At 64.9% G+C, this 345-nt stretch carries 1 protein-coding gene; it reads right to left on the reverse strand.

Annotated elements, in window-relative coordinates; genetic code table 11:
* On the reverse strand, positions 1-345 hold a 345-nt coding region (locus P6F26_RS19630; RefSeq protein ID WP_278030399.1), incomplete at both ends, for a fatty acid desaturase.

A 345-nucleotide genomic window follows, 5' to 3' on the forward strand; every position in this document is an offset into this window, starting at 1 on the left:
GTGTATCCCGATGTTGGCGGTGAGCCAGCGCAGCGGGCCCGGCAGGACGTAGTGCGAACTGCCGTGCAACGCCGCCTCATGGAGCTGCCAGTCGTTCTCATGGTCCCAGCTCGTCTCGTCGAACTGGTGCTGGACGTAGAACAGCCAGACCCCGATCGAGGCCGCGACGAGCATCGTGGGCAGGAACACGAAGAGAAGCACGTCGATGCCGCCAAGATAGCCGATCCCGGCCAGAAGCGCCGCGATCGCCGCGTTGGTGCCCATCGCGCTGACCCAGTACTTCGCGCCAGCCTGCATGAGACCATGCGGCAGCCGGTTGCGCAGGAAGAACAGGTAGAACGGACC

The organism is Roseicyclus salinarum, from assembly GCF_029624655.1.
Classification (GTDB): domain Bacteria; phylum Pseudomonadota; class Alphaproteobacteria; order Rhodobacterales; family Rhodobacteraceae; genus Roseibacterium; species Roseibacterium salinarum.